23 protein-coding genes are annotated in these 17,465 nt (G+C 62.7%); 8 read left to right on the top strand and 15 right to left on the bottom strand.

Annotated features, from left to right (window positions below):
* Positions 1–4: 4 nt before the first annotated feature.
* A complete protein-coding gene (locus ABLV49_RS13180; RefSeq protein WP_349277030.1) occupies positions 5–517 on the bottom strand; it encodes a thiol-disulfide oxidoreductase DCC family protein in 513 nt (170 codons plus the stop codon).
* Positions 518–607: 90 nt separating this feature from the next.
* The gene (locus ABLV49_RS13175) at positions 608–1,150 is read right to left on the bottom strand and encodes a GbsR/MarR family transcriptional regulator (protein WP_349277028.1); all 543 of its coding nucleotides are present in this window, start codon (positions 1,148–1,150) and stop codon (positions 608–610) included.
* Positions 1,151–1,416: 266 nt separating this feature from the next.
* Here ABLV49_RS13175 and ABLV49_RS13170 point away from each other — a divergent pair, with 266 nt between their 5' ends.
* A complete protein-coding gene (locus tag ABLV49_RS13170; RefSeq protein ID WP_349277027.1) occupies positions 1,417–2,250 on the top strand; it encodes a ZIP family metal transporter in 834 nt (277 codons plus the stop codon).
* A 112-nt stretch (positions 2,251–2,362) separates the two neighbouring features.
* On the top strand, positions 2,363–2,551 hold the full coding sequence (locus ABLV49_RS13165) for a hypothetical protein (RefSeq protein WP_157040230.1): 189 nt from the start codon (positions 2,363–2,365) through the stop codon (positions 2,549–2,551).
* 99 nt (positions 2,552–2,650) lie between these two features.
* Here ABLV49_RS13165 and ABLV49_RS13160 read toward each other — a convergent pair whose 3' ends face one another.
* From ABLV49_RS13160 to ABLV49_RS13120, 9 genes are all read right to left on the bottom strand, one after another.
* Complete coding sequence (locus ABLV49_RS13160) at positions 2,651–3,649, bottom strand: 2-hydroxyacid dehydrogenase (protein ID WP_349277025.1); 999 nt, start codon at positions 3,647–3,649, stop codon at positions 2,651–2,653.
* Positions 3,650–3,651: 2 nt separating this feature from the next.
* The gene (locus ABLV49_RS13155) at positions 3,652–4,599 is read right to left on the bottom strand and encodes a sugar kinase (RefSeq protein WP_349277024.1); all 948 of its coding nucleotides are present in this window, start codon (positions 4,597–4,599) and stop codon (positions 3,652–3,654) included.
* A complete protein-coding gene (locus ABLV49_RS13150) occupies positions 4,596–5,411 on the bottom strand; it encodes a sugar phosphate isomerase/epimerase family protein (RefSeq protein WP_349277023.1) in 816 nt (271 codons plus the stop codon). The genes ABLV49_RS13155 and ABLV49_RS13150 overlap by 4 nt, the downstream gene beginning before the upstream one ends.
* Positions 5,401–6,180, bottom strand: coding sequence for an amino acid ABC transporter ATP-binding protein (locus ABLV49_RS13145; protein WP_349277021.1), 780 nt, complete (start codon positions 6,178–6,180; stop codon positions 5,401–5,403). Before ABLV49_RS13145 ends, ABLV49_RS13150 begins: the two co-directional genes overlap by 11 nt.
* Before the next feature lie 44 nt (positions 6,181–6,224).
* Positions 6,225–7,031: a transporter substrate-binding domain-containing protein gene (locus ABLV49_RS13140; RefSeq protein WP_349277019.1), complete on the bottom strand. Its 807-nt coding sequence runs from the start codon at positions 7,029–7,031 to the stop codon at positions 6,225–6,227.
* Positions 7,032–7,080: 49 nt separating this feature from the next.
* Complete coding sequence (locus ABLV49_RS13135) at positions 7,081–8,283, bottom strand: beta-propeller fold lactonase family protein (protein WP_415838177.1); 1,203 nt, start codon at positions 8,281–8,283, stop codon at positions 7,081–7,083.
* A 56-nt stretch (positions 8,284–8,339) separates the two neighbouring features.
* Positions 8,340–8,993 carry an amino acid ABC transporter permease gene (locus tag ABLV49_RS13130; RefSeq protein ID WP_349277017.1) on the bottom strand — a complete coding sequence of 218 codons (654 nt, stop codon included), beginning with the start codon at positions 8,991–8,993 and terminating at the stop codon, positions 8,340–8,342.
* A complete protein-coding gene (locus ABLV49_RS13125; protein WP_349277015.1) occupies positions 8,993–9,664 on the bottom strand; it encodes an amino acid ABC transporter permease in 672 nt (223 codons plus the stop codon). Before ABLV49_RS13125 ends, ABLV49_RS13130 begins: the two co-directional genes overlap by 1 nt.
* 161 nt (positions 9,665–9,825) lie before the next feature.
* Positions 9,826–10,911, bottom strand: a complete 1,086-nt coding sequence (locus ABLV49_RS13120; RefSeq protein ID WP_349277013.1) for a LacI family DNA-binding transcriptional regulator — start codon at positions 10,909–10,911, stop codon at positions 9,826–9,828.
* A gap of 401 nt (positions 10,912–11,312) precedes the next feature.
* Here ABLV49_RS13120 and ABLV49_RS13115 point away from each other — a divergent pair, with 401 nt between their 5' ends.
* A complete protein-coding gene (locus ABLV49_RS13115) occupies positions 11,313–11,528 on the top strand; it encodes a hypothetical protein (RefSeq protein WP_157040233.1) in 216 nt (71 codons plus the stop codon).
* 190 nt (positions 11,529–11,718) lie between these two features.
* A complete protein-coding gene (locus ABLV49_RS13110) occupies positions 11,719–12,030 on the top strand; it encodes a hypothetical protein (RefSeq protein WP_349277011.1) in 312 nt (103 codons plus the stop codon).
* Positions 12,031–12,078: 48 nt separating this feature from the next.
* Here ABLV49_RS13110 and ABLV49_RS13105 read toward each other — a convergent pair whose 3' ends face one another.
* Positions 12,079–12,231, bottom strand: coding sequence for a KGG domain-containing protein (locus tag ABLV49_RS13105; protein WP_232290799.1), 153 nt, complete (start codon positions 12,229–12,231; stop codon positions 12,079–12,081).
* Here ABLV49_RS13105 and ABLV49_RS13100 point away from each other — a divergent pair.
* Positions 12,160–12,348: a hypothetical protein gene (locus ABLV49_RS13100; protein ID WP_349281837.1), complete on the top strand. Its 189-nt coding sequence runs from the start codon at positions 12,160–12,162 to the stop codon at positions 12,346–12,348. The genes ABLV49_RS13105 and ABLV49_RS13100 overlap by 72 nt on opposite strands.
* A gap of 310 nt (positions 12,349–12,658) precedes the next feature.
* Positions 12,659–12,856, top strand: a complete 198-nt coding sequence (locus tag ABLV49_RS13095; protein WP_349277010.1) for a hypothetical protein — start codon at positions 12,659–12,661, stop codon at positions 12,854–12,856.
* A 10-nt stretch (positions 12,857–12,866) separates the two neighbouring features.
* Here ABLV49_RS13095 and ABLV49_RS13090 read toward each other — a convergent pair whose 3' ends face one another.
* The 3 genes from ABLV49_RS13090 to ABLV49_RS13080 all read right to left on the bottom strand — a co-directional run bounded on the left by ABLV49_RS13090 (position 12,867) and on the right by ABLV49_RS13080 (position 15,918).
* Entirely contained in the window at positions 12,867–13,721 is an 855-nt protein-coding gene (locus ABLV49_RS13090) for a sulfurtransferase (protein WP_349281709.1), read from the bottom strand.
* Between the two features lie 71 nt (positions 13,722–13,792).
* Positions 13,793–14,695 (bottom strand): DMT family transporter, encoded by a 903-nt coding sequence (locus ABLV49_RS13085; RefSeq protein WP_349277008.1) that lies wholly within the window; start codon positions 14,693–14,695, stop codon positions 13,793–13,795.
* 104 nt (positions 14,696–14,799) lie between these two features.
* Positions 14,800–15,918, bottom strand: coding sequence for an aromatic ring-hydroxylating oxygenase subunit alpha (locus ABLV49_RS13080; RefSeq protein WP_349277006.1), 1,119 nt, complete (start codon positions 15,916–15,918; stop codon positions 14,800–14,802).
* A gap of 284 nt (positions 15,919–16,202) precedes the next feature.
* Between ABLV49_RS13080 and xseB the strand changes: the two genes are divergently transcribed.
* Entirely contained in the window at positions 16,203–16,484 is a 282-nt protein-coding gene (xseB, locus tag ABLV49_RS13075; protein WP_349277005.1) for an exodeoxyribonuclease VII small subunit, read from the top strand.
* Positions 16,485–16,543: 59 nt separating this feature from the next.
* Positions 16,544–17,464 carry a polyprenyl synthetase family protein gene (locus tag ABLV49_RS13070; protein ID WP_349277004.1) on the top strand — a complete coding sequence of 307 codons (921 nt, stop codon included), beginning with the start codon at positions 16,544–16,546 and terminating at the stop codon, positions 17,462–17,464.
* Position 17,465 lies beyond the last annotated feature (1 nt).

The following is a 17,465-nucleotide window of genomic DNA, read 5'->3' as shown; positions in this document are numbered from 1 at the left end:
GAGGTTACAGGCGGCAGGCGTCGCCGGCCTTGCACTGCCTGGCTTGTGCCCGGGCGGCCGCACGGCGGGCGGCGGTTTCAAAGGCCAGCTGCACCAGCCGTCTGGGAATGCGGTTGCGGTAACGCGCAAGGTAGGGGTAGAGCCGGTCGGCCACCGTGCTGACCACCGGCAGGCGAAACAGGGCAGATACCCAGCCCAGCCCGGCTGCCGCGTAGGCCAGCCGGAACACATCGACGCCCTTGATCACGGTGCCATCGGCCTGACGGGCGTGCATCAGCGTCATCAAGTCTTTCTGTGTGGTGGCGGGCGGCTGGCCGCTGAAGCCGGGCACTGAAATATCGACGAAGGCCAGCAACTCGCCGGTGTTGCGAAGCATCAGGTTGTGCATCTCGGCGTGGCACATCGGGCAAGAGCCATCGTAATAAAGCGTCAGTGGGTAGATGGCGGGAATGAGTCCGGCCTTGAGACGGTCATGCCGGGTGTTGCCCAGGCTTGTCGGGTTGTTTGTAGTATTCATGATTTTTCCTTTCGATATTTCAGTCAAAACAGAAATAAGCTGTCAAAAAAACCGCCATGGGCATGAATGCGCAGGCGGCGGCTAATGGGGTCAGGGGGCGGGCGGGGGCGCATCGCCGCGCACGAACTTCTGGATGGTTGCCCCCAGCCGCAGCACCTTGTCTAGCGTGGAGGGCGACAGGCGCAGCATCTCGTCGGCCCAGCTGCCCAGCGACTGCATCAGCGCCAGCGTTTCACTCACGCGGTCCTGCGCGTCGGGCGCTTCGGCGCTGAAGCCGGGGTGGCTGACCAGCTCGCGCAGCAGGCGCACCGTCGGGTCGTATTCGCGCTCCTTGCGTTCGCGCACCACGGTACGAAACAGCTCCCACACGTCGGTGGAGGTGTCGAAATAATCCCGCCGGTCGCCCAGAATGTGGGTGGTGCGGATCAGGTTCCAGTTCAGCAGTTCCTTCAGGCTGTTGCTGACATTGGAGCGGGCAACCCCCAGGGTGTCCGAGATTTCCTCGGCGTGCAGTGGCTTGCCATGAAAGAACAGCAGCGCATGGATTTGCGAGACGGTGCGGTTCACGCCCCAGGCGGTCCCCATTTCACCCCAGTGAACAACGAAGCGGCGAGAGATGTCGGTGAGTTCCATAAAGCGGATTGTAGGATTGGTTTCTGACATTTCTGTCAAAAGAGAAATATATATTTCACACACACCCGCCGAGATTGACTTGCGCCCGCCTGACGCCGGTTTTTCTGGCGTGGAGGCTTGACGCGCTTGATAAAATCAATGCGCCCCGGTCTTCGGTCACCATGCCGAGTCCGGGGTTTTGGCATTTGGACGGCCGGATGATGGCTGCTTTCATGTTTTTATCATCATTCAGGGCTCTGGCCCAAGTAAGACGGGCGCTGGAAGCTATGACCTTGATAGCAATTTTGTTGGGAACCATCACCGCCGGCATCGGCAGCGTCTGGCTGGCGGCGCTGCTCAGCTTTGGCGCGCTGGCCCGGTACACGCAGCACATGCTCAGCCTGGCCGCCGGCGCACTGCTGGGCACCGCCTTCATGCATTTGCTGCCCGAGGCGTTTGAAAGCCAGGCCAGCGCCCACGACCTGTTTGCCACGCTGCTGGTCGGGCTGGTGTTTTTCTTCCTGCTCGACAAGGCCGAGCTGTGGCACCACGGGCATGAGCACCATGCGGCGCCAAGCGACGGCCCTGAGCCGGGCCACGACCATGCGCATCACGGCCATTCCCATGGCCACAACCATGACCCTGCGCACAGCCATGACCACGCCTCGGGCGGCTGGGCGGTGCTGGCCGGCGACAGCGTGCATGCCTTTGGCGACGGCATCCTGATCGCCTCGGCCTTCATCGCCGACATGCGCCTGGGTTTCGTGGCCGCGCTGGCGGTGCTGGTGCATGAAGTGCCGCACCACATGGGCGACCTGATCGTGCTGCGCCGCCAGAGCGCCAACAACCGGCGCATCGCCATCGTCAAGGTGTCGCTGGCCGGCGGCGTGACTGCCCTGGGCGGGGTGGTCGGTTATGCGCTGGTGGACCAGCTGTATGCCTACTTGCCGTTCTTTTTGATCATTGCCGCCAGCAGTTTCATGTATGTGGCGCTGGCCGATCTGATTCCGCAACTGCAAAAACGCGCCACCCTGCAGGAAACGGCGGCGCAGATTGCGTGGCTGGCCATTGGCATCGGGCTGGTGATGCTGGTCAGCGCGCTGGCAGCGCATGAGCATTGACGTTCAAGCCTGACTTTTTGTCAGTTACACACTGACACCCATCAGGCGCGATGGCGTATCCATCAAGTGCCGGTCCGCCGCTACGATGAAGCTGATTTTTCAGGAGGCTGTCATGAAGCTGCCGATTTCATTCAACGTGGCCTGCGGGAACACTTCAGATCCTTCCCACGAAGAAAAGCAGAAGCGCCAAGCCGGCAGGAAGCATGGCGTTCCCCCCGCCGAGCGCGATGCTGACGACGACAGCGTGATGGGCGAGGTCGAGCAACCGCCACCACCGTCTGAAAAACCCGAGGCATCATAAGGCATGAATGCTATATTTTTAATAGCTACTTGCGCCCGTCCTTATTGCGAAGAAGGCGTATTTGGTTGATATTTTTCGGCCCGGACCGCAGAACCTGAATCAGCCCGCCGACATTTCAAACACCGCCGTGGGCCGCTCGCCCGCCAGCGCCTGCAGCAAATTGGTCGTGGCCAGCACCGCCATCGCATAGCGGGTTTCAACCGTGGCCGAGCCGATGTGCGGCAGCGCGGTGACCTTGGGATGGGTGCGCAAAGGCGAGTCCATCGGCAGCGGCTCGGTGGCAAACACGTCCAGCCCGGCGGCGCGCAAGCTGCCGTGGTTCAGGGCGTGGAGCAGGGCGGCTTCCTGCACGGTGGCGCCGCGCCCGCCGTTGATGAAAATCGCGCCCGGCTTCATCAGGCCGAACTCGCGCCCGCCCATCAGGCCCCGGGTTTCATTCGACAGGGGCAGCACAGCGGCAACGATGTCGGCGCGCATCAAGAGTTCATCAAGCGGCGTGTGCACCGCCTTGCCCGCCAGTTCCGGCGCGTCCCTGGCCAGGTCCACCGGGCGGCGGCTGTGGTAGAGCACCGGCATGCCAAAGCCCAGGGCGGCACGCCGTGCCACCGCCTGGCCGATACGGCCAAATCCCAGGATGCCCAGCGTCTTGCCATGCACGTCCCAGCCAAACAGCTCTTCGCCGATGTTGCGCGTCCAGCGGCCTTCGCGTACCAGGCCGGCCAGTTCGACCAGTCGCCGGCTGGTCGCCATGACGAGTGAAAAAATCGTGTCGGCGGTGGTTTCGGTCAGCACGCCGGGCGTGTGGCACAGCACGATGCCGCGCGCCGCCAGCGCGTCCAGGGCGTAGTTGTCCACGCCGACCGACACGCTGGAAATCACCTTCAACTGCGGCGCGGCGGCCAGCAGCGCCGCATCGACCTTGTAGCTGGAGCCGATCAGGCCCTCGGCCGTTGCCAGCGCTGCCTGAAACGCAGGCAACTGTTCCGGCAGGCGCGGATTGGCGACGGTCACATCGTGCCGCGCTTGCAGCCGTGCCAACTGGTCGGGTGGCAGTTCCCTGAACACCAGCACCTTTTTGCGGTCGGAAGAAATGGTCATGTTCAAAGTCCTGCTTCAATCAGTTCGGCGCGGGTCGGCAGGCCTTCGCTGTCGCCCAGCACCTGCACCGCGCGCGCGCCAATCCAGGCGCCGCGCTTCACCGCCTCGGGCACGCCCAGGCCATCGAGCAGGGCGCTGATCACGCCGACGGCAAAACCGTCGCCCGCGCCCACGGTGTCAATCACTTCGGCCACCGCAAAGCCCTGCACATGGCCGCTGCCGGCGGTGTCGCTGTCAAACCAGGCGCCTTCTGCTCCCAGCTTGACGACCACCAGTCGGGCGCCGCGCTGGCGGTAGAAGCGGGCAATGCCTTCGGCCGTGCTTGCGCCGGTCAGGAAGCGGCCTTCTTCCAGGCCGGGCAGCACCCAGTCGGCGCGCGTCGCCAGGTCGTTGACAGCTTCGCGCATCAGCTCGGGGCTGGCCCACAGCGTGGGGCGCAGGTTGGGGTCGAACGACACGCTGCGGCCGGCGGCGCGCATCAGGTCCATGGTCAAGCGTGCAGCGTGCAGCGTGGTGGCAGAGAGGGCGGCAAACACGCCGGTGGCATGCAGGTGCCGGGCCGACAGCAGCCAGTCCCGGTCGATGTCATTGACACACATATGACTGGCGGCCGAGCCCTGGCGGTGGTATTCGACCGGCGGGTCGCTGCCATCAAGCACCTTGCCCTTGAACTGGAAACCGGTTTTCTGCGCCGCATCGCACACCACATGCGAGCAGTCGATGCCTTCCTTCTGCATGGCGGCCAGCAGGTAGCGGCCCATGGAGTCGGTGCCCAGGCGGCTGCCCCAGCCGACCTTCAGGCCCAGGCGCGACAGGCCAATGGCGACGTTGGTCTCGGCGCCGGCGGTGCGCTTGTAGAAGGCTTCGGCTTGTTCGAGCGGGCCGGGCCGGTCGGCGACCAGCATCATCATGGCTTCGCCAAAGGTAATCACGTCCAGGGCGCGGGTCATGTCAATTTCTTTCTGCCAGCCATGCTGGCGGCAATGCTGCGCAGCTGGTCGATTTCCCTGCGCGTCACGGCGGGCAGGTCGTCGCCGATCAAGGGGTATTCAATGGCCCAAGGCACATCGGCCGGCAGGGCGCGCAGCACGGCGCGCCACGGTGCGCTGGATTCGGCCAGCGGCACGGCGATCCAGCGCTGCGGCTGGCGCTGCACGCCCTTGCAATGCACATAGCGCACCTGCGGCGCCAGCGCGCTTGCGGCCAGCAGCGGGCATTCGCCACTCCAGTGCCAGTTGCCCATGTCAAACGTCATGCCGAGGAAAATACCGAGGTCATTGGCCGTGTCAAAAAAGTCCTGCAGCGCGGGCAGCGTGCCGGCCGCCGGCGTCTGGTCGTTTTCGATCACGAGTTCGATTTTGGCGGCCTGCAGGCAGTCCTGCAGCGCCATCAGGCTCGCGTGGGACGAGGCGCCAAAGCCGCCAATCGCCATTTTCAGCCGGGGTGCGCCCAGGGTTTTGGCGGCATCCAGGGCGCGCTGGAGTGCGGCCATGTCCAGTGCGCCGTCAGCCGCCCAGAGATAGTCGGCGCTCGAATACACCACCCGCAGGCCGGCGTCGCGCACGGCCAGGGCAATGTCAGGCAATTCGCGGGCGGCATCCACCAGCAGTTCGCTGCGCACTTCGACACCATCGGCGCCGGCTTCATGGCTGAGCCGGGCAAACCAGCGCTGGCCATGGCGGCGCACTTCGGCGGCGCCAAAGGCGGTCAGTGAAATCAGGATGGGCGGCGCGGCAGCGGCGCCGGAAACTTCAGTGGGCATGTTGCGAATTCAATATCTGGCCGAGGAAGTTGCGGGTTTTTTCGTTTTGCGGGTTGCTGAAGAACTGCTGCGGCGGCGCCTGCTCGATGATCTTGCCGTCGGCCATGAAGATCACCCGGTCGGCCACGCTGCGCGCAAAGCCCATTTCGTGCGTGACGCACAGCATGGTCATGCCGTCGTCGGCCAGGCCGATCATGGTGTCCAGCACTTCCTTGACCATCTCCGGGTCCAGCGCCGAGGTGGGTTCGTCGAACAGCATGATCTTGGGCGTCATGCACAAGGCGCGGGCAATCGCTACGCGCTGCTGCTGGCCGCCCGAGAGCTGGCTGGGGTATTTTTTAGCCTGCTCGGGAATCCGAACCCGCGTGAGGTATTTCATGGCGATGGTTTCGGCTTCCTCCTGGCTCAGTCCGCGCGAGCGCATCGGCGCCAGCGTGCAGTTCTGCAGGATGGTCAGATGTGGAAACAGGTTGAACTGCTGGAACACCATGCCGACTTCCTGGCGCACCGAATCGACATTCTTGCCGCCGGCCGTCAGGTCGATGCCATCGACGACGATGCGGCCTTTCTGCACGACCTCCAGCCGGTTGATGCAGCGGATCAGGGTCGATTTGCCGGAGCCCGAAGGCCCGCAGACCACAATGCGCTCGCCGGCCGCGACGTTCAGGTTGATGCCGGTGAGCACCTGGAATTTACCGTACCACTTGTCCACCGCTTCGATGCGGATGATGGGTTCAGCGCCAGCGGCGGCTGCGCGAGAGGATTGCATTGTGTCTGTCATGGGTAAGCACCGTGGTCAGCAAAAAAGCGGGGTTACTGCAGCTTGGGCAGGTCGGTTTCCAGCCATTTCTGGTAGAGCTTGTTCAGCTCGCCATTGGCCGTGTTGCGGGCGACAAAGTCGTCCACGGTCTTGAGCAGTTCGGCCTGGCCGGGGCGCATCGCCACGCCCATCACCTGCTGGCGCAGCACGAACTTGTTTTCAAAGGTGTTGGCCGGCGCGCGCTTGGCGATTTGAGCGGCCACCGTGGTCGAGCAGCCGATGGCATCGATCTGCCCCGACAGCAGCGCCTGCATGGCCGACGCGTCGTCGTCGAAACGGCGGATTTCGGTGCCTTCGGGCGCCACGGCGGTCAGCGCGATGTCCTGCGTGCTGGCACGGGCGACGCCCACGCGCTTGCCTTTCAGGTCGGCCGGGGTTTTGAGGCTGGCTTTCTTGTCGCCATACAGCACGATGCTGGCGGCGGCGTAGGGCTTGGAGAACTGGACCTGCTTGGCGCGCTCGGGCGTCACGGCCAGCGAAGCCACCAGCAGATCGACCTTGTTGGTCAGCAAAAACGGAATGCGGTTGGGGCCAGTCACCGGCACCAGGTTGACCTTCACGCCGAGATCCTTGGCCAGCAGGCGCGCCACGTCGGCGTCGTAGCCGTCGGGCTGATTGCTGCTGTTCATGGTGCCGTAGGGCGGGAAATCGACCAGCATGCCGACGGTCAGCTCGCCTTTTTTCTTGATGTCGGCGACGCTCTGCGCGCTGGCGGCGGGCGCCCATGCGGACAGGGTGGCGGCCAGGCCCAGCGCCAGGGCGGTGCCCGTGAAGGTGCGACGTTGCAGATGCTTGATCATGGTGAAGTCTCCGATGGTTGTGGATAAATAGTGAGGGAATGAACTGGATTTAGCGGGGCATTGAGCGTATGGATGACGGTCCCCCGGTTGACGCAAGACGTTTGCCTGTGTCCTTCAGCTTGCCGTTGGCAACAGCAAAAACTGCCAATTGCTTTTCGACATTGAACTGCGCCAGGATGTACCGGCCATCGGCCGTAAAGACAATTCCTTGTCCAGCTGCGCCCGCCGGAAGGCTGGATTTCTCCACCAACTTGCCATTCTGGTTGGAAAACAGAATCAGTTTTCCCTTGGCCCGTCGCCCTGGATTGTCAGCCGTGAGGTTTGATCCATCCATGCTTTGGACCGCGACCCAGCGGCCGTCTGGAGAGATCGCAATCCCTTCAGGCAGTGCGGGCACGGAAACATGCTGAACGGCGCGGTAAGGACGCCTGGAGATATCAATCAGTGTGATGGAATCGACGTCGCCCGCCAGGGTGCCCACGTTCCCGGGCAATCCGGCAAGCCCCGCGTTGCCGACCAGTGCCCATTTGCCGGTGCTCGATACATCGACCGAGTAAGGTGCCACGCCAGTGCTGATCCTTTCGCGTTGCGTCGTGACTTTGTCGCTGTCAATATCAAGGACCATCAAGCCCTGCTCATCCCGCAGTGCCACCAGCGCGGTCTTGCCGTCAGGTGTGATCGTGATGCCTGCCAGGCGCTTGTCGCTGAGCTTTAAAGTGTCCTTGAGCGTGATCGATTTGCCGTCTATGGCAAACACCAGTAAATGGCCTGACGTGGTGGTTGTCAAAAGCAGGTTTCCTGCACGATTGATGGCGATTGCTTGCGGATGATGGGCAATGTCAACTTTTGCAATGACTGAAGCCGGGCTGGATGTCAAATCCACCACCTGAAGGTAGTTTTCGAGAACCAGTTTCTTTTCAGCCGTGTCGTATCGACTTGGTGCCGACACGATGGCCAGCTTGCCGTCCGGTGTGATGGCCACCGCTTGGGGTGGACCCTGAATTGCAGCGGCCACATTCACGCTGGCTACGACGCGGGGCGGAAAATGGCTGGCGTCGATGATGTCCAGCGTGTCTGGTTGCGGATTTTCCAGAAACGTGTCCTTGCCCACCACGCGTTGGTACTTGGCATCATTGGTTGAGGCAATCAGATCGGCGGCTGCGCTTTGAAACGATGCCGCCACCAAGGCTGTGGTCATAAAACACTGCACAGCGAGTGTTACCAGGGTGAATCTGCCCGGATGCTTGATCATGGTGAAGTCTCTGGTTATTGTTGGTGAGAAATGACAGGGTGAAACAGGGGCGCCGCTCAACGTGCCAGCGCGGCGGCTTGCCGGCGTTCCATGCGCGAGGCCATCAGGGACAGCGGCCAGCACAGCGCGAAATAAATCGCCGCCACCACGCTGAACACGATCAGCGGCTGGAAGGTTGCGTTGTTGATGATCTGGCCGGCCCGCGTGATTTCGGTAAAACCGATGATCGCCGCCAGCGACGTGCCCTTGATGATCTGCACCAGGTAGCCGACCGTGGGCGCCAGCGCAATCTTGAAGGCCTGCGGCAAGATGACAAAGCGCATGCGCGAGAAGTAGGACAGGCTCAGCGCATGCGCCGCTTCGACCTGGCCGGCGGGAATCGCCTGGATGCAGCCGCGCCAGATTTCACCCAGAAAGGCGCTGCTGTTCAGGATCAGCGCCACGCCGGCCGCAATCCACGGGTTGATGTCAAAACCCAGCACCGGCGCGCCAAAGAACACCAGGAACAGCTGCAGCAGCAGGGGCGTTCCCTGGAAAATCTGGATGAAGCCGCTAGAGAGGAATTGCGCCAGCCGGTTCTCGGAGGTGCGCCCCAGCGCCACCAGCAGCCCGCCTATCGCGCCGCCGATGAAGGCGATCAGCGACAGCGCCACTGTCCATTTGGCCGCTTCAAGGATGAACAGGAATTCAGGAAGTCCAAAAGTACGCATTACCGACGATCCGGGTAGTTGAGGCTGGCCTTGTAAATCAGGCGGAACAGCGCCGAGAACGACAGCGCCAGCAGCAGGTAGATGCCCGCGACGACGATGTAGATCTCGAAACTGCGAAAGGTTTGCGACTGCAGGTTGGCAGCCACCGAGGTCAGGTCGTCGGCGGAAATCGCCGAAACCACCGCCGAACTGAGCATCAGCAGGATGAACTGGCTGGTCAGCGCCGGGTAAATCGCCTTGAGCGCGGGCTTCAGGATGACAAAGCGGAAAATCTCGTGGCGCTTGAGGTTGAGCGCCAGGCCGGCTTCGATCTGGCCCTTGGGAATCGACTCGATGCCGGCGCGGATGATTTCGGTCGCGTAGGCGCCCAGGTTGATGACCAGTGCCGTCAGCGCGGCGGTGTAGGCCGACCAGCGCAGTCCGAGCGCCGGCAGCGCAAAAAAGAAGAAGAACAGCTGCACCAGGAAGGGCGTGTTGCGGATCAGCTCGATGTAGGCGTTGATCACGAAGCGCAGCGGTTTGGGGCCGGCGGTCTTGCCCCAGGCGCAGACGATGGCCACCGCCAACCCGAGCAGCATCGCCAGCAGCGACAGCTCGATGGTGTTCCAGGTGCCCCTGAGCAGCAGCGGCCAGGCTGCAAAAACGTCGCCGAACTGAAAGGTGTAGTTCATGAGCGCAGCGCTGGTGTCGCGAATGACATCAAGGCGCGGGTCCGTGTTGGGGTTAAAAGTTTTTTTGAAGACATGGTTGGGAGTTACTTTTCAATCATCCTGAAACCGGTTTCATTGAATTATAAAAGCAGGCGTACTCGGTCTGTAACCCGGTGAAAACCCTAGGTTTGCAAAATGACCGGGGATGCCTCGGGAACCGATGAGCCACGAGCTACCAGCCGGCCCGACAGCAAAATCTGGCGCGGCGGCAGGTCCAGGCCCTTGAGCCTCTCGATCAGGCAGCCTGCGGCCAGCCGGCCCAGCTCGTCGGTCGGCTGGGCGATGGTCGTCAAGCCCGGACCGATGAAGGGCGACCATTCGGTCTCGTCAAAACCCACCAGCCCGAGGTCGGCGCCAAGCCGCCAGCCCAGCCGCGCCATGGCGGCCACTACCCGCAGCGTGACCACGGCATTGCTTGAAATCACGCCGGGCAGGCGTCCCTCGGCACGCTGGCGCAGGCTCTGCAGCGCCTTGTCCAGCCCCGCGCTGTCGTCATCCGTGCATTCAAAGGTGCTGCCGTGAAGGCCGGCGATGTCTGTTGCCGCATCGCTGACAAAGCTTCTGAACGCGGCTTCACGCTCCATGCGTGAACTGACGTTCTTGATCGGCTCCGAGACAAACAGCAGTTCCCGGTAGCCGGCTTCCACCAAGTGGCGAGCGCCGAGCAGAACGGCGCCGGCATTGTCAATCGAGACAAAGTCGGCCTGCATGTCGTGGTGGCGCCGGTCCACCAGCACCACCGGCTTGCCGTGGCGCGCGGCCTCGGCGGCTGCGCCGGCATCGCCGCCCAGGGTGTTCAGGATGAAGCCGTCCACCTGGTAGGCGGTGAGCGCCTTGATGGCCTCGCTTTCGCGCCGGCTGTCGTTGCCGAGGTTGAACAGCATCAGCAAATAGCCGGCTTGCTGGCAGGCTTTTTCGGCGCCGCGCAGCACGGCCACTGAAAAGGGATTGGTCACGTCGGCCACCACCAGGCCGATCAGCCGCGAGCGGCCGCGCTTGAGCCCCTGCGCCATCGGGCTGGGGCTGTAGGCCAGCGCGGCGATGGCGACTTCGACGCGCGCCGCGATGTCCGGCGTGAGCAGGGTTTCGCGGTGGTTCAGGAAGCGCGACACCGTGGCCTTGGACACGCCTGCTTCGCGTGCCACGTCGGCAATCGTGGCGCGCGCATGGGACGGGGCAGGGAGAGGCTTGATTTTTGGGGTGGGCATGGACAGGGTCAGGGTAGGGGAACCAGGCAGTTTCTGGGTATTGATTGAAACCAGTTTCAGGGATGGTAGCACTGGCCCGTTGTCAGACGAACGCTTACAGCGTCAGGGCTTGGCGGCCTATAAAAACCTTGCCAGCCTTGCACGACGATGGAGTCGGTCCCAGAATTGACAGCCGGAATGAAAGTAGGTACGCCATGGATTCGAACCTCGCCGCCGTTGCACCCGCAGAGCATTCATCGCTGTCCTTGCCACCGGGCGCCAGGCGTGCCCGTCAATCTGGAAGACTTCACCCACGGCTGGCACCCTGCCTGGCTTTTCTGGCGGCCGTGTTCGTTTCTTTGCTTGCAGCGGCTACCGTTGCCAGCCACGATGTGCCCTTGATGCTGGGAGGACTTTGAAAAATGACTGCTTCTGCTGATAACCGGGATTCGGGTGTGCCACCGGGTTTGGACTCGACCCGTAAAACCGCAAACGAGGAGCCCCCGCTGCTTCTGGAGCCCGATTTGCCCTCGGATGGCCGTGACGAGGACGGCGAAGCCATGATTCGCAACCTGCCCCAGCGGCCCGAACTTTCGGAGCCGCCCAGCCAGCCCGACTTATCCACCCAGAAACCCTGAAAGATCCCGATGGCCACCAATCCCAACGTACCCCCGCCAGAGCCGCTTGAGCCTTTGTCAACCCCTCCGGAACCTGGCGAGATCCAGACCACGCCGATGCCGATGGCGCTGAATTCTTGCGCTGGTTGAGGGCGCGTTCAGGAATCCATTTTCCCGGCGCGGCCGGAACCCGGCTGTTAGGAGTTTTCCCATGCTGATGGCGAAAACTTCCTACAAGGTACAAGCCGTTGCGCTGCTTAAAGTCATGCTAGGCATTGCGCTTTTTATGACTCGTTTCAAGACCCGTTTTCCCGAATCAACCAGTTGCCGTGCATGTCAAGGATCTACCATGAACGATTACAAACCCGATGGCGAACATGAAGCCAAACCTTCCATGAACCGGCTGGAGCGGCCGGACAATGGATCGAAAAGCAGCCGTGGTTTTGGTCCCAGTTCCGGGGCTCACAAGGACAATCCGCACAAGCGGCAAAAGCTGACCCGCCATGCATGGCTGAAGCGTTGAAAAAAAGGGCGCTGGATGCGCCCTTTTTTATTGACTCGACGCTTGAGGTCAGCGTTGCCTGCCGCTGTGATTCCCGCTGGCCTGGCCGCCTTTGCGACCGGCCGCGCGGGCTTCCTCGGAGGTGAACTCATGGGCATTTCCGCTTTGGTGCGCGGCCTTGCCACCTTCGCTGGCGATTGCCCGTTGACGCTCCGGATTCATGGCCGCAAAACCGCGTTCGGATTTGCCTTTTTGATTGCTGCCACCTTTGCTGCCACCTTTGGTGCCTTGAGTGTTAGAAGCCATTTTTCACTGTCTCCTTCAGGAAGAACGCGTTGAAACCCTGGTTTCAAGGTTTGCATTCTGTGGGTTGAAAGTGACTGGCCCTATTGCCTGCCACGGTGTGAATTTAGGACTGTATTTCCAGCATTTTTGTCAGTATTAACACAGCAATGAATGTAGGACAAATGGAAGCAACACGCCTCACCCGTCCAGCCAGAAGCCCGTGGCGGGCATTGAATGGCTGTCGGGCACGCGAAAAATCCTTACAGCCCATCAGGGAGGTGTCTCATGCAACCAGCAGCCGGTGAACCCATAAATTGGCCTGTGGCTGACAGTCAGCCGCTCCCATCTTGAAAAGGAAAACCGTATGCATGCACCAACACTGAAAACGGGTATTGCCGTGGCGCTTGCTCTGGCTGCCGCACTGGCACTGGCTGGATGCAATAAAACCGCGGACACGACCAGCACGACGCCCGGCTCTTCCTCGACCAGTCCGTCAACCGGTTCGACAGGCTCGATGGGCAGCGGCACCGCCATGCCTCCCGCAAGCGCTGCCAGCCAGTAGCGGCAGCTGATCAGCCTTGCGCCATGGGGCGGTTCGCGTCGCTGCACCAGTCGCTCCAGCTGCCGGCATAAAGCGCCGTGCGGCCCAGGCCCGCGACTTCCATCGCGATCAGGTTGGGCACGGCGCTGACACCGCTGCCGCAATGGTGGACCACCGTGGCCGGGTCGCGCTGGCCGAGCAAGGCGGCAAACTCGGCCCTCAATTGTTCGGCGGGCTTGAACGTGCCTTCGGGTGTCAGGTTCTGGCCGAAAGGCCGGTTGAGCGCGCCCGGAATATGGCCGGCGACCGGATCAAGCGGCTCGACCTCGCCCTTGAAGCGCGGCGTGGCCCGCGCATCGACCAGCGTCTGGCTGGGGCGGCCCAGTTCTGCTGCGACTCTTTGCGCATCCACCAGCGCCGCCCGTTCACGCCCGAGCAGGAAACTGGTCTGGAAATGCGCGGGCTCTTCGCCGCTGTTGAGCGCGCCGCCCGCCGCTTGCCAGGCCTGCAGCCCGCCGTCGAGCACGGCGACTCTCTCATGCCCCGCCCATTTGAGCATCCACCACAGGCGGCCGCAATAATTGGCGCCGTTGCGGTCATAGACCACTGCCTGCATCTCATTGCCCATGCCGACGCTGGACAGCCAGGTGGCGAATTTTTCGCGGTTGGGCAGCGGATGGCGCCCGCCCGAGGCCGGTGCGTCGGCGCCGGTGGTCGTGATCACGCCATGCGCGCCGGGCACGCCATGCCGGGCGCTGAGCGCGGTTTCCAGATCGGCGTAAATGGCACCGGGAATATGCGCTGCCAGGTAGTGCTGTTCGCCCGCATGCGGCTGCATCAGCTCGAAGCTGCAGTCAAAGATGCGCAAGGGCTGGCCGCTTTGCATGAGCGCCTGCAGTTGTCCGGCCGAAATCAGGGTGGTGTAGTTGTTCAAGGTGTGCTCCTTTGACGACGGGTTTAATGTTCTTCAGCCGGCGCATCGGGCGCCGCGCGAGCCCGAAGCACCGTGGCGGCCACGGCGCTGACGATGATGAGCGCCATGCCGGCCCAGCCTGTCAGGGGAATATTGTCACCAAAAAGAATCAGGCTGTAGAGGGCGGCAAACACAATCCCCGAATACTGCAGGTTGGCCACCATCAGGGTTCCGCCATGGTGTTGCGACATTGAATAGGCGCGGGTCATGGCCAGTTGCCCGAGCGACGCCAGAATGCCGATGGGTGGCAGCCACAGGGCCTGCTGCCAGTTCCAGGCTGAAGTGCCTGTCAGCGCCATCCCGAGCGCGCCGGCGACGGCCGTTCCGACCGCAAAATAAAACACCGTGCGTATTTCGGGCTCGCCCATGCGCGAAATCGCCATCACCTGCATGTAGGCAAAGGCAGCGCCCAGCCCCGACAGCAGGCCCACCAGGCCGGCAAAGCTCTGGTTCTGGCCGATGGCCGGACGCAGCAGCATGACCACGCCGGCAAAACTGGCCAGGATGGCCAGCACCAGCGAACCCTGGCGTGGTCCCTTGTTGCCGGACTTGCCCAGCATGAGCGCGCCACCCACCAGGAAAGCGGCAATCCACACGCCGCTCATGTAATTGAGCGTCATGGCGGTGGCCAGGGGCAAATGGGCAATCGCGTAAAACCAGGCCGACAGCGACACCACGCCGATCACGCTGCGCCAGGCATGCATGGCCGGGTAAACCGTGCGCAGGGAAGTGCCGTGGACACGCGCATACAGCGCCATGAAGACAATGCTCACCACGCCCCGGTAAAACACCAGCTCGGCGCTGGTGAAGTGCGCGGAGGCGAACTTGACGCATACGCCCATGGAGGCAATCAGGAACGAGGACAGGATCATCCAGACGGCTTGCATCGCTTGAATTCCAGGTTTTCAGGTATTGAAAAGGCCTTTTGCGCAGGCAGGACGTACGCATAATGCTATTGAATTAATAGCAAAAACGGGGCGGGGACGCAGCCTCAGATCATCTGGGTGGTTTTGCTGGCGCCCATTTCGCGGCGATACCACACATGAAAGTGCTGCATGCCGTCTTCCATCGGGCTCTGGTAGGGGCCGAACTCGTTGTCGCCGCGCTGCATCAGCGCCTTGCGGCCGGCGTCCATGCGCAGCGCGAGTTCGTCGTCCTCGACGCAGGTTTCCATGTAGGCGGCCTGCTGCGCCTGCATGAATTCGGGCTCGAAGGCGCAGATTTCCTCGGGGTAGAAGAATTCGACCACGTTGAGCGTCTTGTCCGGCCCCTGCGGATGCAGCGTGCTGACCACCAGCGTGTGCGGATACCACTCGACCATGATGTGCGGGTAGCAGGTCAGCCAGATCGCGCCGTACTTGGGCGGTGCGCCGTTGCGGTACTGCAGCACCACGTCATGCCACAACTTGTAAACATCGGTGCCCGGCTTGCCCAGCTTGTCGGACACGCCCACGGTCTGCACCGAATAGTTCGGCGCCAGTTCCCAGCTCAGGTCGTCGGTGGTGACAAAGCCGCCCAGCCCGGGATGGAATGGCCCGACGTGGTAGTCCTCCAGATAGACCTCGATGAAGGTTTTCCAGTTGTAATTGCACTCGTGCAGGTGCACCTTGTCGAGCTGATAGCCTGAAAAATCAAGGTCGGCCATGTGGCCCAGGCCGGCCATGTCGGCCGCGATGTTGCGGCCGTTGTCTTCAAACACCAGGCCGTTCCAGGTCGTGGTCTTGTAGCGGTTGAGGTTCAGGCAGGGATCGACTTCAAAGTGCGGCGCGCCGATCAGCTCGCCCGAGGTGTTGTAGGTCCAGCGGTGCAGCGGGCAGACGATGTTGCTGCCGGTGTTGCCACGGCCCTGCAGCATGGTGGACTGGCGATGCCGGCAGACGTTGGAGATCAGCTCGATGCCCGAGGCGTTGCGCACCAGCGCGCGGCCGTCGCCCTCATGGGGCAGGGTGTAGTAGTCGCCCAGGTTGGGCACGGCCAGTTCGTGGCCGAGGTAGCGCGGCCCGCGCGCAAACAGCTTTTGCTGCTCGCGCTGGTAAAGGCCGGCATCGAAATAGCTGGAAATGGGGAGCTGGCTGGTGGCTTGCAACAAGCGAAGGCTTTTATCGGGCATCAATTTCTCTCAACAGGCCAGCGCAGCGGGGCGTGGCAGGCCGGTAAACAAGCCAGGGGAACAGGCAAACTGCAATGCAACCCAGAAATAAGGAAATGTCGGGTGTATCCATCAAAAAACGGTGAAAAACGCCGACATGAGAACGGTTATCAATTCTACCCGTGCCGTTTGTTTTCAGAGTCCACACGGGGGTCACAGGATAATGCAGCCTGACTCCCGCGTATTGGCGCCAGCATTCAAATTCGTTGTAACCATCCTAAAATCAATCTTTTTACCAATCATTCATGGCCAAAAGCTCCGCTTCATCACTTTCATCGGCAACGCCTGTTGTTGCTGGCCATGACGCACCGGCGCCGGCCTTGCCCGCCAGCTACGAAGCCGCGCTGCAGGAACTCGAAGGACTGGTGGGCCGCCTGGAGTCCGGCCAGTTGCCGCTGGACCAGTTGCTGGCCGGCTACCAGCGCGGCGCGCAGCTGCTGAAGTTTTGCCGGGACAAGCTCGAAGCGGTTGAAACCCAGATCAAGGTGCTCGAAGGCACCGAACTCAAACCCTGGCTGCAAGCGTGATTGCATCATTTCCCCCGTCATCAACGCCGCCGCCGCCCCCAGCGCAAGAGACCACTGATTTGAACGCTCCTGAAAAAATCTCCCTGTTTGACCTGCGCGCCTGGAGCGCCGGACAACTCGCTGCCATCGAGCAGGCCCTGTCCCGCTGGGTCGCCAGCCCGGTTGATGCGCCTGCGCCAGCCGGGCTCGGCGATGCCATGCGCTATGCCGTGCTCGATGGCGGCAAGCGCCTGCGTCCGCTGCTGGTCATGGCCGCCTGCGCTGCGGTCAATGGCGATGCGGCAACCGCTTTGCGCCCGGCCTGCGCGATTGAGTTGATTCACGCCTATTCGCTGGTGCATGACGACATGCCCTGCATGGACAACGACGTGCTGCGCCGGGGCAAGCCTACCGTTCACGTCCAGTACGGCGAGGCGCAGGCGCTGCTGGCCGGCGATGCGCTGCAGGCGCTGGCCTTTGAACTGCTCACGCCCGATGATGATTCGGTCGATGCCCCGACCCAGGCGCGCCTGTGCCGCCTGCTGGCGCAGGCCGCGGGTTACCAGGGCATGGCGGGCGGCCAGGCGATTGACCTGGCCAGCGTCGGCCTGCCTTTGACCTCCGCGCAGCTGCACGAGATGCACCGCCTCAAAACTGGCGCCGTGCTGCAAGCCAGCGTGATGATGGGCGCGGCCTGCGGAGCGGCTTCGCCAGCGGCGCTGGCGGCGCTGCGCGACTACGGCGCGGCCGTCGGCCTGGCGTTCCAGGTCGTCGATGACATCCTGGACGTGACGGCCGACGCGGCCACGCTGGGCAAGACCGCCGGCAAGGATGCCGCCCAGGACAAACCCACCTTTGTCTCGCTCATGGGGCTGCAGGCCTCCCAGGCCTACGCGCAGCAGTTGCACGCGCAAGCCCTGGCCAGCCTGCAGGCCAGCGGGCTTGAAAACACCCAGGCCCTGCAGGCGCTGGCCGACATGCTGGTCAATCGCCAGCACTAGG

The organism is Polaromonas hydrogenivorans, from assembly GCF_040105105.1.
Lineage (GTDB): Bacteria > Pseudomonadota > Gammaproteobacteria > Burkholderiales > Burkholderiaceae_C > Polaromonas > Polaromonas hydrogenivorans.
Note: the sequence above shows the minus strand (reverse complement) of the source record. Positions and strands in the feature narration are given on the sequence as shown.